Genomic DNA, 14662 nt, shown 5'->3' with positions numbered 1-14662 from the left:
TTCAGGTAGTACGGGTATATATAACCAAATTGGTATAATATAGCGGCTATAACAACCATCGAAAATAGCTATTCATGTTGACGCGAAAATTACCGCTACTTATCAATGCACAAGGGATCCAATGGTCCCAACAACGAATTTTTGCGGCTGCTAGTCAGATCTGCATTCTATTGATTTCGGTCGTTGTTCTTACCAATATTGTCATTACTCTTGGTGAAAGACGTCTACAAGAAGACTGGGCTACCCAGCGCTACAGTGAACTACAAGCGGTTGGAACACTGATAGCGGATAAAGTCTCGTTTCAACAATTTAGAACACAGATGTTTGCCACCTCAGAGTTGCTTAACAGCTATCTGCATTTACCCACTGAAGCTAATCAAGTAAAGCTACAAAATAACTGGGATATTGTCGTTGATAATATTCCTGAGCTATTAGGGATTGCACTTTATGACCCCCAAGGTCAGCTGAAATTTGCCACAGATGAAAATTTTGGTCACCATGCGTTACCACCGTCGTTGTTAGGCAGTTCACGCAACATGGGAGGTCATGAAATCTACACCTCTCCGCTTGAATTCAGCCCTATCAATGGCAAGCTAGAACCCTATCTCTATCAACTTGCATGGCTTGAAAACCCGGACCAAACAGTAAGAGGTTATCTGGTCGCCTACAATTCAATGTCACGCATGTTAAAAAACATCAAGCCCGCTTACTCGAGTAAACAGGCACCGTTAATGATGCTTGATACTCAAGGGCTGCTGTACTCTGGCGCACTTGAATCCCCTACTACCGGTCGATTACCAGAAACCATGGGCGGCAGCCTCAAGCAATCATATCCTGCCCTTTGGCGAAAAATGGCCACCAGTAATTTTGGCCAATTCCACGGCGATGATGCCACTTTTGTTTACCTTAAAGTCGAGCTAACAACGCAATACGAAACCCGCAGAGAGTACTTCCTGCTCTCCTATGTAAAGAACGATGATATTGCTGCCAAGTTTGAACAATGGCGCAATATTTTGATGGGTGGAGCGATATTCCTCACTCTACTCGCCTGCATTGTTATCTATCTAACCCATGCATACCGCTTAGTACAACGCTCACGAGACTTCAGTATTGATCTCGCCAATCGTCTATTTAATACCGATTCAGGCTATATTATTGCCAATGAGAACGGCCGAGTCCTCAGCGCCAACACTATGGCTGCAAAACTATTATCGCTCGAAATAGATGAACTGTCTGACCGTAGCTTACAGCGTATCTTGCATATGGATGACGAACAGTACCAAGAACTTGAAACACTGCTTACTGAAGATAAAGAGTGGCGTGGAGAGCTTAATACAGAGGCTTCTGAATATACTCAGTTATCTGTCAGTCTGCGCCTTGAATACGATATGGATAACAAGCAGAACTACACCTTAGTGACGTTTGAAGATATTGGCGAGTTAAAACATAGCCAAGAAGTAGCAAGGCTAAACCAACTACTTAATGATAATCCGATGGCAACCGTACTGTCTGATGCCAAAGGCGTCATCATCAAATCTAACGCTGCATTCAATTCTTTAATGCAGGTAAAAGATAGCCGTAATTTGCAGATTACAGACTTACTAACCGAAGACTTCAAAAATCAATGGCCACAGATCTCACAGCAACTAATCCTCAAAAAGACGTGGCAGGGACAGATACTATCTGCCAACAACCGCGCCAGCGATGACTGCATGCTTGCCACTTTAAAGGGGCATTTGGATGCATCAGACGATATAGAATACATTGTCTGCACCTTTGAGCACGCTAAGTTAAAGGTTCATGGCACAGAGCCAGGCAGTTCAGTCCCTCATCGCAGCACTATCTTTAACGATCGCCGCGATCTTGAGCGCTACTTTACTAATATGAGCCAAGAGAAAAAGGATTTTTCTAGCCTGATGCTACTCGATATTGCCGCCGAAGGCATGCTGAGCCATATGAGTGATATTGGCCAGTTAGAGAGTCGTCAAAAAGAGGTTGAAAGTCAGCTATTACGCGAGTTACCCAATAGTTATCAAATGTCACGTTGGCAGCTAGGTAAACTGATTATCATGTTACCAGATACGGATTCAGACCAAGCCCACTACTTTGCTATCGATACCCTGTCTAAGCTCAAAAGCAATGGTTTAGGCGACGGGATCTGTATCGGCATAGCAGCTTATCAAGGCGGTCAAGTACTAGAGCAATTCCTGAGTAATGCAGAGGTTGCTTTAAAGCGAGCTAAGCAAACTGATGAGCAAAACATCTGCCAAGCCTTTACTAGGCAAATTCTCTAGCACTCTGAATAATTAGCTAGTTTTAGCCTCTGCACTCTCTGTAGCGCTAGGGGCTAATAACTCATCTTCATACGGCGCTTCATCCATATTTCGCATACCTGCTGGCAGATCACTTTCAGTGATCTCGATAATGGTTGAGCGATTCATGGTTATCTTATAACGGGCGTATTGAGGCTCATCCTTACCCTCTTTAAGTACCAAAATAAGATTAACTTGATAGCGTCGCTCTACTGACTCGTTACTAATCTTACCGTCATGTTCTTTATAAATCTTTGCTTTACCGCGCTCCAAGTTTCTGGCGAAGGGGACAAAGCTAAAGTTAACCTGCTCTTGAATTTGCGAATAGCCTGCTAAAAAACCTTTAGCCGAAACCCGAGAGTGGATCCCATAATGTAAGATCTCAGCATCAACCTTATTCTGACTATGACGTTTCTTTAGGATCTTATTAACCTGAGGTGGCAGCTCCTTCTTACGCATGAACTCCATCCAGACTAACTGCTTACCAATAGATAGCTTAGTGGTCGTGTCACGCAACAGTCGGCTCCAACGAGGCCGGCCACGTTGAATAAGCCGCCACAGCGCATTTCGGATATCATCTTTAAAGATCTCACGAAAACCATAAATAACCGCAAGGGTTAACACTAGCGCGATGGTTAATCCGCTGAACACACCTTGTGCTTTAATAATCAAGGTGGAAACAACAATCATCACCATTGCAGTAGCAATGCCTGTGGTCATCTTCTTTAACCCAACACCTAATGGCTTAAGTTCCTCTTTAAGTACCACACCTTGTTGGATCAAACGTCTTAACAAATGCATTTTGTTGGCAATACGGTTGGCATCTTCTAACGTCTTAGAGGAGTTATATTTATGCTCTTTGCGGTATTGAGCCTCAGCACGACATAGTGCAACCACACTCTCGGTGATCTCGGTATAATCACTGCTTCTAGGTGCATGGGCTAACAGCTTAAGTAAGCGCTGCTCACATAGCCAAGACAAGTAATTATCGGCATTTTCAAAATAAGACTTCCACTTATCATCACTCGGCTCATTACGTCTAAAACGCTTAAGCAAGTGAACTACCTGCGCGCTTAGCTCCTCTAGAGAGGTATAGAACTGCGCTAGATCTTCAACTTGGGCCAGCTCTTTACTGTCAGTTTCAATCGCCACTGAAAATTGATAAGCAAACAGGTTTAAATAGAGGCGAAACTCATCTACGGTACGCTTTTTTTGACTGACAAAACGGCTTTGTACTAAAGGAAGGTGCAAGCCAGACGAATAGTAGGAACGGCGGCCAGTGATAGACGAGTGATAATACTCCTCTTCATTTAAGCTTTGCGGGTTTATGCCCATCTCTTTAGGCAGGAAGAAATACAGATCTAATCGACGGTTATCACCGACTTCCATCTGATGTAGAAATTTTATTGATAGTGATTCTTCTTGTTTAACTCTAATTTTAGCCACATATATCCTTTGAATGCATTTCAAAACAAACACATCGACCTAATCATTATAGTCTAACTCAGCGAGGAGAATTAGCTTTAACCCTGATCACAGACGCAGTATATACCGCCTATTTAAACTAACATAAAAGAGAAATAGCTAGTGGTTTGCTAATGAAATCGTTGTGATATGAGTAAGCATTTATATCCAAGGGAAGGCAGCTGGAGCTATAGAGCTAGAGTATGGACTCAACTTTTAACCCAAGATGGTAATGCCACCAGCGGCAGAGCCAGCAATGCTTCGATCGACTACTGGAGCTTACACGCCCACAAAGCGTTGCGTTCGTTCAATTGGATAGTGACAAAGCCAGCAGTCTTGTCCATTTCTAGCACTTTAATGTAAAAAGCCTCCCCCTTACCTGCAGCGCCACTAGTAATAGACTTCTTCACTAATCGTACCGTTTCCTGCATATGGGGATCATATACCTCTTGCAGTAAATCACTTTTAAACGCAGCTGAATCTAACTGAACTTGATAGGTAAGTACAGGCGCCGAAACCTCGACTAACGTTCCAATACCAGATACCGTCACAATATCTTTATGATCATTAAGGTAGGTCATCTGCAGTTTCACAGTGTTGCCGATTCTCTCAACTTCAAACCTTAAACTAACATGCTGTGAGCCATTATGATTATGGTCATAACTGTTTGAAGAACAAACCAGCTTTACATCCTCATTAGGTTCCACAAAGTAATCTAATGCCATACACAAACCGAGTATAAAAATCAGTGTAATAAGAATTGGCGTTGAACGGAAACCAATAAAAAGCTCTCGCTGCAATGGATTATTCACAGAATCCATACTCCTGTAACCACGAGGCACTAATGAAATCCCAGCTCTCTCCAACATTGAGTACTTTTAGGTTTTCAAAATTGATAACTTTATCGTTTTCAGCTTGCATCACAAAATGTAGCATGTCCCCTGAAGGAGATGCGGAGGTATAGATCTTGTCCCACATTAGCTGTTCACACTGTTCTAGCTTAATGGCGATCTCTCTATATTTACTATGATAACTATCAAGCTCTGCATCAGAGTTATAGATAGGGACTAATACCGAAGACTTACCATCAAGTAAGATCTGTTCAGGGAGTGAAAAACGAATATTTTCGGTAGTTTTAAAATGAGTAGCTAAAAAAATAACCAACATAATCCCTAGCAGCAATAAAAGTGAGATCTGCTTAATTGAAAATGCATTATAGGGCGTACTGTGCATTTGCAAGCTTCTAGACTTTACATGCAACAAGTAACCTTGATTAGTCACGACTTCAATCATAGGGGCTACATTAGCGCCTAAAAATGCTTTGATATTGGTAATTGCTATGGTGATATCTTGCGTAGTAACAACTTGCGGCATGAGCTGATGACACATTGACTCAGTCGATACCACTTGGCCTCTAGATGAGAGCAGTTCATTGATCACTAGAAACTCAATATTGGACAATTTGAGTGCTTGTGCAGATTCGGTATTCACCAACTGCCTAAGCTCAACATCAAATCGGACTGGACCTATAAACACATTTACAACTCATACTATTTTATGGCTTGCCAGTGTACTTACTATCGCTTGCCCAGTCCGTGATCAAATCATGCAATCATAGAATCTATCGCACATTCGTGAGCCTTAGCACATTAATACAATTGCAAAAGGTTATAGGGAGGATACAAATCGATAGGTATGTAAAGCGAAGGTGGTAAAATCTAAGTCAAAGCAAAAATATTCAACAAATATCGCGATAACTTAGTCGGTCTTTAATATATACCAGGGCTATCTGAAGATGCTGGAACCAGTGAGAGTTTAATAGGCATTGATTGCGACAAATGATCATCCCTTAGTAAAATCAATAACACCGAGTAAAAACCAACCTGCTATATAAAGAAGTAGCCCATCAAAAAAAGCTTTATGACAACTCGCGTCGCTGTTGCACTATCTTAAAAGCAATTAACCATTTATAGGTTAATGCGCCTAGAAATGAACTGCACACAATGTCTACAGCCCCAAAACAAGATATAAAGGCACCTTTAAAAGATGCCTTTAGTTTTAAGTTATCAAATGTGTCAGACAACTTTATATCTAGAACGCGTATAGCAGAGTCATATTCGTTTCGGTATCAGTACTCTTCTTATCATCTAACGGTTCACTGTTATAACGTACAATAACCGCAAACTTCATCGCAAGAGCACCAATAATATTAGCTGTGATAGCTGTTTCAGAACGCCCTTCTAAGCTATCGCCATAGTCAGCGACAAATAACTGGGTAAACTTAGATGATTCGCTAATATCGTAGCGAAAGTTCATCGCGCCGTGAGCAACAACACTATCTTCATTGTCGTAGCCTAATAACGCCGACTGCTCGTCATCAAGTTTCTTATAAATGTAACCAGGACCAATCTCGGCACTAAGGAACATGTCACTTTCATTGATAAACTTATGGCCGTAACCGGCAGAAGCGACTGTTTTGAAGTCAAAACCGGTAAAAGGATCAGCTTCATAATTACCAGTGATATACATGTAGTTCTTTTCGTCGAACTTATAATCACTTTGAAGACCCGCGTAGTAACGCTTCGCAGTCACTTCGCCAGTATCTTCTTTATAAAGACCTTCAAGCAGGTATTGGTTTTCCCAATTACCTAGCTCTTGCATCATCTTTAAACGGCCTTTCACTGATGAAGTATCAGTATTACCGGTAGTCAGTGTCGCACCTAACTCTGCTTCACCAGCGAAAGTCTTATCGCCTTCTACAAAATCAGCGCCTGCATGGGCAGCAAAAGGAGCCGCCAATAGAACTGCAATAGCAGTCAACATTGTTTTCATTCTTGTATTACTCCGTTTACTTAAATCCCTAAAAATCGGCGCAATATTAACATTTAGTGCTAGTAATTGAAAATATGACTTATACCAAACTAATTTCTTTTATTACCCGAGTGTAAACAGGTCAGTAATAGGCAAAAAAATACCTGCACTCGGCAGGTATTTTTATCTAAAGCAGTTCAATTGCTCAGTGAAACTTACTTGATTTGTGGATCAAGTTCACCTGACTGGTATGCCTTGTACATAGCTTGTAGTGATTTAGGCTTGATCTTAGAACCCATACCCGCACAACCAAATGCTTCGTAACGTGTAGTACAGATATCAGCCATTGCTTCCATTGACGCCTTCAAGAATTTACGAGGGTCAAATTCTGTTGGATTTTCAGCAAGGAATTTACGTACCGCACCTGTTGACGCTAAACGTAAATCAGTATCGATGTTTACTTTACGTACGCCGTGCTTAATACCTTCAACAATCTCTTCTAATGGCACGCCATAAGTTTCAGGAATTGCGCCGCCATACTGGTTGATGATCTCTAGCCACTCTTGTGGCACTGAAGATGAACCATGCATAACAAGGTGAGTGTTAGGAATACGTGCGTGGATCTCTTTAATACGGTCAATACGCAGTACTTCACCGGTAGGTTTACGGCTGAACTTGTATGCACCATGGCTAGTACCAATAGCAATCGCTAGGGCATCAACGTGGGTGTCTGATACAAAGCGCGCTGCTTCTTCTGGTGTGGTTAGCATTTGATCCATAGTCAAAATACCCGCTGCACCAATACCGTCTTCTTCGCCTGCTTCGCCTGTTTCTAAGCTACCTAGGCAACCAATTTCACCTTCAACTGATACACCACATGCGTGAGCAAATGCCACAGTACGACGAGTAACATCGACGTTGTAGTCATAAGATGCAGGTGTTTTACCATCCGCCATCAAAGAACCATCCATCATTACTGATGACATGCCTAATTGAATAGAGCGCTGACAAATATCAGGATCGGTACCGTGATCTTGATGAATACAAACTGGAATATCAGGATATTGCTCAAGAGCAGCAGCCATTAGATACTTAAGGAATTGTGGACGAGCATACTTACGCGCACCAGCTGATGCTTGCACGATCACAGGGCTGTCAGTTGCTTCAGCAGCTTGCATAATTGCACGCATCTGCTCAAGGTTGTTTACGTTAAACGCAGGTACGCCATATCCATGCTCTGCTGCGTGATCTAACATTTGACGTAGGGAAATTAAGGCCATTTTTTACTCCAATAATAGGGTGATTTGACTCACCGAGGTCGCTATCGTTTGGATTGATTTTTATGTCATCAAGTCATCAGCATTCTTGCGTTAAACTCAATAACGGTTACTGGTTATTTTTATAATTTTTATACTTTTAAGCTACAGCGCTAAGCACTGTATTGTTGGCGGCTAGTGTAACCCCGACAAATGTCGATTTAAAGCCCGCCAACATACAGTTTGGTAATTTTTTTGTATGCTATAGCAAAATCAGCTGCGATTACTTGCCGCGGCTCTCAAGCATTGCAACGGCTGGTAACTCTTTACCTTCTAAAAACTCAAGAAAAGCACCACCACCGGTTGAGATGTATGACACCTTATCGGCAATATCATACTTATCAACTGCCGCAAGCGTGTCACCGCCACCCGCGATAGAGAACGCACTTGATTCAGCAATGGCCTGCGCAATACGCTTAGTCCCTTCGCCGAACTGATCAAACTCAAATACGCCTACTGGACCGTTCCAAACAACTGTGCCAGCATTTTTGATAATTTCAGCTAACGCTTCAGCACTATCAGGGCCAATATCAAAAATCATATCGGTATCTGAAACAGCACTAACGTCTTTCAAGGTTGCAGTGGCTGTTGGGCTAAACTCGCTAGCAACAACGACATCAGTTGGTACTGGAATATCGCCGCCACCGCTTTGTGCTGCCGCGACAAGACGTTTAGCTTCATCAATCAAGTCTGCTTCATACAGAGACTTACCGACGTTGTGACCTGCTGCTGCCACGAATGTATTGGCAATACCGCCACCAACAACCAATTGATCAACTTTAGTTGATAGGCTTTCTAGTACAGTTAGCTTAGTCGATACTTTTGAGCCACCAACAATCGCCACCATTGGACGAGCAGGGTTATCAAGGGCTTTACCCAATGCAGCAAGTTCACCAGCAAGTAAAGGACCTGCACAAGCGATTGGTGCGTGTAGACCAACACCATGAGTTGACGCTTGAGCACGGTGAGCCGTACCAAATGCATCCATCACGTATACATCACAAAGTGCAGCCATTTTCTTCGCTAGCGCTTCATCGTTTTTCTTCTCGCCGACATTGAAACGGACGTTTTCAAAAACAACCACTTCACCAACAGCGACTTCAACACCATCAAGGTATTCACCCGCTAGACGCACTGGGCAATCAAGTGCTTTAGCAAGATAGTTAACCACTGGCTGCATTGAGAACTCAGCGTTAAACTCACCTTCTGTAGGGCGGCCTAGGTGAGACATCACCATAACCGCTGCGCCTTTTTCAAGTGCCAGTTTAATCGTTGGCAGTGATGCGCGTAGACGTGCGTCACTTGTTACAACGCCGTCGCTAACAGGTACGTTTAGATCTTCACGAATAAGCACACGCTTACCTTGAAGCTCTAGGTCTTGCATATTAAGAATCGACATTTTCATGCTTCCTTACGATTTAAGTTAAAGTTAAAAGTTAAAACGAAACTGTGTTACCTGACCGCTGGGACACTTCACCAAGCCATCAGGTTTATTCTTTGTTGGTTCAATTCAATCAATCGAGCTGAACTTGAAGCTACTCATCTTTCAATCTTGAGTGTTTATTCTTAGCACCAACCGTTTTACTGGTTTCTTACACTCGCTATAAACCTTTGACGGCATAAATGCCAACCTAAAAAAGAGCCTATATCTAAGCCCTTCTTGCTTTAATCATCTCTAAGCTGGTATCGAGCATACGGTTAGCGAAACCCCACTCATTGTCACACCAGAGTAATAGCTTAACTAAATGACCATCACTGACTCGAGTCTGAGTACCATCGACAATGCTTGAACGCGGATCGTGGTTAAAATCACACGATACTAATGGCTCATTAGTATAGCCAACAACACCGGAAAAAGAGCCTTCGGTTGCCTGTTTAAGCACCTTATTAACTTGTTCGATATCGACGCGCTTATCTAGCGTAACGGAGAGGTCGATAGCAGTAACGTTAATCGTCGGCACACGCACAGAAATAGCTTCAAATTTATCTTTCATGTGCGGCAATATACGCTCAATACCACGGGCAAGCTTAGTATCAACCGGAATAATTGACTGCCCAGCAGCGCGGGTACGGCGTAAATCATCATGGTAAGCATCAATCACTTGTTGATCATTCATCGCCGAGTGAATCGTCGTAATGGCGCCACTCTTAACTTGAAAATGTTTATCTAATACGTCAATCACTGGCACGATGCAGTTGGTGGTACAGGAGGCATTTGAGACAATAGTGTGCTCAGCCTTAAGCAGGTCTTGGTTAACGCCGTAAACAATGGTCGCATCTACGTCACTGGATGACGGATGGCTAATCAACACCTGCCTAGCACCCGCTTCAATATGCGCTTCGCAGGCTTGTCTGTCGTTAATCACACCCGTCGCTTCAAACACAATATCAATATCCATCTCTTGCCATGGCAAGTTGGCAGGATTGGGCTCATGCAACAGCTTAATGGCATCATCGCCAATAATCATATGCTGCTCATCTAGCTTTACTTGAGTATGGAAACGGCCATGAGTGGTATCGTACTGGGTTAAATGTAGCATCGCTTCAGGCTTTGCCAATTCATTAATCGCCACGATTTGAATTCGATCGCGTTTTGCAGATTCATATACTGCACGAAGAATTGAACGACCTATGCGGCCGTAACCATTAATAGCGACTCTTATCATTAACTAATATACCTTGTTACTTTGATACAACAACGGCCTACCTCTACTGGTAAGCCGTTAGATCATTGAGCAATCAACAGGCGCAATAGGCAAGCTCGAGCTTGCCAATGCGCCGTCAGCTTTATCACTGACTGTTATAGACCGTTAACGGTTGCTACAACATTTTCAACAGTAAAGCCGAAGTGCTTCATCAACTCGCCGCCTGGCGCAGACTCACCAAAGGTAGTCATACCAACAACAGCGCCGCCGAAGCCAACATACTTGTACCAGAAATCAACGTGAGCCGCTTCAATAGCAACACGCTTAGTCACACTGCTTGGCAGTACAGACTCTTTGTAAGCTGCATCTTGCTTGTCAAACTCGTTAGTTGACGGCATAGAAACGACGCGAACCTTTTGACCTTGTTCTGTTAGCGCAGCAGCAGAATCGAGTGCTAGCTGCACTTCACTACCCGTAGCAATAAGAATTAGCTCAGGTGTGCCAGCGCAATCACTCAGTACATAACCACCTTTAGCAACATTCGCTAACTGCTCAGCGGTGCGCGCTTGAGCTTTTAGACCTTGGCGGCTAAAGATAAGTGATGTTGGCGCGTCACGACGTTCAATCGCGTTCTTCCAAGAAACTGCAGTTTCAGCTGCATCACATGGACGCCACACAGTCATGTTTGGCGTCATGCGCAAGTTAGCAAGTTGCTCTACAGGCTGGTGAGTTGGACCATCTTCACCTTGACCAATTGAATCATGGGTGTAAACGAAGATGTTTTGAATGCCCATTAATGCTGACATACGGACTGCGTTACGAGCGTACTCCATAAACATCATGAAAGTTGCGCCGTAGTTGATGAAACCACCATGCAGAGATACACCGTTCATAATGCCGCTCATGCCGAATTCACGTACACCGTAGTAGATGTAGTTACCCGCAGCGTCATCTTGAATACCCTTAGAACCTGACCATAACGTTAAGTTAGAGCCAGCAAGGTCAGCTGAGCCACCTAGCATTTCTGGTAAGATTGCACCGAATGCACCGATAGCATTTTGTGATGCTTTACGGCTAGCAATGCCTTCAGCTTTATCTTGGCACTCTTGAATAAAGGCTTGAGCCTTTTGTTCAAATTCTGCAGGCAGTTCGCCAGTGATAACACGGCGCTTGTATTCAGCAGCAAGTTCAGGGAAAGCAGCAGTGTATGCAGCAAACTTCTCGTTCCAGCCAGCTTCATTTGAAGCGCCAGAATCTTTAGCGTCCCAACCTTGATAAACGGTTTCAGGAATTTCAAATGCACCGTGTTCCCAACCAAGGAATTCACGTGCAGCTGCAATCTCAGCATCACCCAATGGTGCGCCGTGACAGTCATGGCTGCCAGACTTGTTTGGTGAACCAAAACCAATGGTCGTTTTACAACAGATCATTGTTGGCTTGTCAGTCACTGACTTCGCTTCTTCGATAGCTGCGCGGATAGCGTCGCTGTCGTGACCATCTACGTTAGCAATTACGTGCCAGCCGTAAGATTCGAAACGCTTAGGCGTATCATCAGTAAACCAGCCTTCAACGTGACCATCGATAGAGATACCGTTGTCATCCCAGAAAGCGACTAGCTTACCAAGACCCAGCGTACCCGCTAATGAACAGGCTTCATGAGAGATACCTTCCATTAAACAGCCATCGCCTAGGAAGCAGTATGTGAAGTGATCCACAATGTCATGACCAGGTTGGTTGAACTGTGCAGCCAATGTCTTTTCAGCAATCGCCATACCGACAGCGTTACTGATACCAGCACCTAAAGGCCCAGTGGTAGTTTCAACACCTGGTGTGTAACCATATTCTGGGTGACCTGGTGTTTTAGAGTGAAGCTGGCGGAAGTTCTTCAACTCCTCGATTGGCAATGCATAACCCGTAAGGTGAAGCAGAGAGTATATAAGCATAGAACCATGGCCGTTTGACAAAATAAAACGGTCACGATCAACCCATTCAGGGTTGTTTGGGTTGTGCTTTAGGAAATCATTCCATAGCACTTCAGCGATGTCAGCCATCCCCATTGGTGCACCTGGGTGACCAGAATTGGCTTTTTGAACGGCATCCATGGTTAATGCACGGATTGCGTTAGCGAGTTCTTTACGAGATGACATGCTCTCTCCTGCGTCGTGTTGAGGTATTGAGGCTTAGATCTAGCGAAAGGTAGCAATTGCGGTATCTGCTTTACTTTCCACTACAGCAAAATTTGGAGCCATATTTTCGCTTACTAGGCTGTAGGACGCAAATTTAATTCGCTTGATATGAAAAATTATCGATACATATTATCTATTACCTATGACAATCTAGCCATATTTAACAACACCTTAACTTAGTTGCGAACCAATTTAGTTAAGCCCAAATAAAATATTCGTCAGCGAACTCGTTAATAATAGCATTTGCTTGATCATTTTTTTATCAGAACAAGTGGGTATACCAAAGCACTTAAAAGCTTTTTTATCATAAACTTAGCAAGAACCACAGCCATTATCCTTGCATATATTAAGGATTTAATAGCGTGGATTACTGCACAAAATTAAGTGAAAAGGGTGTCATCCAAGCTGTTTTCCACTAAGATAGCCGTCTAGATGTAGATACTTCTACACATTCAAATTGTTTAAAGACGAGATTTTCCATCATGGCAAAGCACTTGTTCACCTCTGAGTCGGTCTCAGAAGGTCACCCAGATAAAATCGCCGATCAGATTTCTGATGCGGTACTAGACGCAATTTTGGAGCAAGATCCAAAAGCACGCGTAGCATGCGAAACTTATGTCAAAACTGGCATGGTTATGGTTGGCGGCGAAGTCACCACTTCAGCTTGGGTTGATATCGAAGAGATCACCCGTAAGACCGTACGTGAAATCGGTTACACCCATTCAGATATGGGTTTTGATGCTGACTCTTGTGCAATTCTTAATGCCATTGGTAAACAGTCTCCAGATATCAATCAAGGTGTTGACCGTGCAGACCCTAAAGAACAGGGTGCTGGCGACCAAGGCCTAATGTTTGGTTATGCAAATAACGAAACTGATGTATTGATGCCTGCGCCTATCACTTACTCACACAAGCTGGTTAAGCGTCAATCTGAAGTACGTAAAGACAAGACCCTTCCGTGGTTACGTCCAGATGCGAAAAGTCAGGTGACTTTTGCTTACAACAACGATGGCAGCATTGCGGGTATCGACGCAGTAGTCCTTTCGACTCAGCATCGTGAAGACGTTAGCCAAGCGGATCTGATTGAAGGTGTTATGGAAACCATCATTAAGCCTGTATTGCCGGCTAAGTGGTTATCTAAAGACACTAAATACTTCATCAACCCAACTGGCCGTTTTGTTATCGGTGGCCCAGTAGGCGATTGTGGTCTAACTGGCCGTAAAATCATCGTTGATACCTACGGCGGCATGGCTCGTCACGGTGGCGGTGCTTTCTCAGGTAAAGATCCATCGAAAGTTGACCGTAGTGCGGCATACGCTGCACGTTACGTGGCTAAGAACATTGTTGCTGCAGGTCTTGCTGATCGTTGTGAGCTACAAGTGTCATACGCTATTGGTGTTGCAGAACCAACATCTATCAGCATTGAAACATTCGGCACAGCTAAAGTGGCTGAAGCGTTACTGATTGACCTAGTACGTCGTCACTTCGACCTACGCCCATACGGTTTAACAGAGATGTTAAACCTAGCTCGCCCAATCTACCAAGCGACTGCAGCATATGGTCACTTTGGTCGTAACGAATTCCCTTGGGAAGCAACAGACAAAGCAGAAGCCCTACGCGCTGACGCAGGTCTTTAAGCTTTACCGATTAAATCGGCAAAGCTTGCAATTAAAACCGCCTAAGGGCGGTTTTTTAATGCCATAATTTCAGCTTCCAGCAACAACAATGAGTATTAAAGTGCAATTAACTTGGTTAGCGGCTGATAATCGCAACGAGGTGAAGAAGTTCTATCGCCAACATATGCCCTACGCACGCCTGTTGCAGAAAGAGTCTGTTTGCGTGTTAAGCCAAACCGATCCTAATCTTGATAGTTTGGGTGAAATTATTGCCGCTGCACGTATTCGGCCAATTGGTCAGTTAGCTATTTT

At 43.6% G+C, this 14662-nt stretch carries 10 protein-coding genes and 1 pseudogene; 3 read left to right on the top strand and 8 right to left on the bottom strand.

The window, feature by feature from the left end:
• Positions 1-74 precede the first annotated feature (74 nt).
• Complete coding sequence (locus tag AB4238_RS16570; RefSeq protein ID WP_372034424.1) at positions 75-2294, top strand: PAS domain-containing protein; 2220 nt, start codon at positions 75-77, stop codon at positions 2292-2294.
• Between the two features lie 12 nt (positions 2295-2306).
• Here the strand turns inward: AB4238_RS16570 and AB4238_RS16565 are convergent, their stop codons facing one another.
• The 8 genes from AB4238_RS16565 to tkt form a co-directional block, all read right to left on the bottom strand.
• Positions 2307-3758, bottom strand: a complete 1452-nt coding sequence (locus AB4238_RS16565) for a hypothetical protein (protein ID WP_372034422.1) — start codon at positions 3756-3758, stop codon at positions 2307-2309.
• Between the two features lie 287 nt (positions 3759-4045).
• A complete protein-coding gene (locus AB4238_RS16560; protein ID WP_372034421.1) occupies positions 4046-4588 on the bottom strand; it encodes a hypothetical protein in 543 nt (180 codons plus the stop codon).
• Positions 4581-5312, bottom strand: coding sequence for a helix-turn-helix domain-containing protein (locus AB4238_RS16555; protein WP_372034420.1), 732 nt, complete (start codon positions 5310-5312; stop codon positions 4581-4583). Before AB4238_RS16555 ends, AB4238_RS16560 begins: the two co-directional genes overlap by 8 nt.
• A 555-nt stretch (positions 5313-5867) precedes the next feature.
• Positions 5868-6608, bottom strand: a complete 741-nt coding sequence (locus tag AB4238_RS16550; protein ID WP_372034419.1) for a YdiY family protein — start codon at positions 6606-6608, stop codon at positions 5868-5870.
• A 194-nt stretch (positions 6609-6802) separates the two neighbouring features.
• The gene (gene fba, locus AB4238_RS16545; RefSeq protein WP_248972934.1) at positions 6803-7867 is read right to left on the bottom strand and encodes a class II fructose-bisphosphate aldolase; all 1065 of its coding nucleotides are present in this window, start codon (positions 7865-7867) and stop codon (positions 6803-6805) included.
• A gap of 259 nt (positions 7868-8126) precedes the next feature.
• Positions 8127-9302, bottom strand: a complete 1176-nt coding sequence (locus AB4238_RS16540) for a phosphoglycerate kinase (RefSeq protein WP_372034418.1) — start codon at positions 9300-9302, stop codon at positions 8127-8129.
• A 250-nt stretch (positions 9303-9552) separates the two neighbouring features.
• A complete protein-coding gene (epd, locus tag AB4238_RS16535; RefSeq protein WP_372034417.1) occupies positions 9553-10569 on the bottom strand; it encodes an erythrose-4-phosphate dehydrogenase in 1017 nt (338 codons plus the stop codon).
• Between the two features lie 134 nt (positions 10570-10703).
• Positions 10704-12695, bottom strand: a complete 1992-nt coding sequence (gene tkt / locus AB4238_RS16530) for a transketolase (protein ID WP_372034416.1) — start codon at positions 12693-12695, stop codon at positions 10704-10706.
• A gap of 521 nt (positions 12696-13216) precedes the next feature.
• On the opposite strand from tkt, the gene metK reads away from it, so the two are divergent.
• Positions 13217-14371, top strand: coding sequence for a methionine adenosyltransferase (metK, locus tag AB4238_RS16525; RefSeq protein ID WP_372034415.1), 1155 nt, complete (start codon positions 13217-13219; stop codon positions 14369-14371).
• An 88-nt stretch (positions 14372-14459) separates the two neighbouring features.
• Positions 14460-14662 (top strand): annotated as a pseudogene (locus AB4238_RS16520) (N-acetyltransferase); the annotation flags it as partial.

The organism is Shewanella sp. 10N.286.45.A1 (genome assembly GCF_041470405.1).
In the GTDB taxonomy this organism is placed as follows: Bacteria; Pseudomonadota; Gammaproteobacteria; order Enterobacterales; family Shewanellaceae; genus Shewanella.
This window is presented reverse-complemented; position numbering and strand designations above follow the sequence as displayed.

Coding starts and splice junctions, on each gene's coding strand:
- epd (WP_372034417.1), bottom strand. CDS start 10,569: ATGATAAGAGTCGCTATTAATGGTTACGGCCGCATAGGTCGTTCAATT.
- metK (WP_372034415.1), top strand. CDS start 13,217: ATGGCAAAGCACTTGTTCACCTCTGAGTCGGTCTCAGAAGGTCACCCA.
- fba (WP_248972934.1), bottom strand. CDS start 7,867: ATGGCCTTAATTTCCCTACGTCAAATGTTAGATCACGCAGCAGAGCAT.
- tkt (WP_372034416.1), bottom strand. CDS start 12,695: ATGTCATCTCGTAAAGAACTCGCTAACGCAATCCGTGCATTAACCATG.
- AB4238_RS16540 (WP_372034418.1), bottom strand. CDS start 9,302: ATGTCGATTCTTAATATGCAAGACCTAGAGCTTCAAGGTAAGCGTGTG.
- AB4238_RS16570 (WP_372034424.1), top strand. CDS start 75: ATGTTGACGCGAAAATTACCGCTACTTATCAATGCACAAGGGATCCAA.
- AB4238_RS16550 (WP_372034419.1), bottom strand. CDS start 6,608: ATGAAAACAATGTTGACTGCTATTGCAGTTCTATTGGCGGCTCCTTTT.